General features: G+C 40.5%; 1 pseudogene. It reads right to left on the bottom strand.

The annotated features are described in order from the left end of the window. Positions 1–245: pseudogene (locus JUI58_RS00150) on the bottom strand (hypothetical protein); the annotation flags it as partial. Positions 246–291 lie beyond the last annotated feature (46 nt).

The raw sequence follows: 291 nt of genomic DNA, 5'->3' as shown, positions 1-291 counted from the left end.
ATAATTGCTGCAAGTTTTTCATCTATTTCTCCAAAGCGAACCCGGATAATAGTTTCAATTAGACGGCGATTTGCTTCCTTTTCAACTTCTTGGCGAACTTCTTGGCGAACTTCTTGGCGAACTTCTTGGCGAACTTCTTGGCGAACTTCTTGGCGAACTTCTTGACGAACTTCTTGACGAACTTCTTGGCGAACTTCTTGACGAACTTCTGCCATTGCTTCTTCATACATTTGGGTCAAAGTCATAATCAAATCCTCATCATCACGATCTAAATCTTGTTCTTTATTTTGG

The sequence above is a fragment of the Spirulina sp. CCY15215 genome, from assembly GCF_016888125.1.
Classification (GTDB): Bacteria; Cyanobacteriota; Cyanobacteriia; order Cyanobacteriales; family Spirulinaceae; genus CCY15215.
Note: the sequence above shows the minus strand (reverse complement) of the source record. Positions and strands in the feature narration are given on the sequence as shown.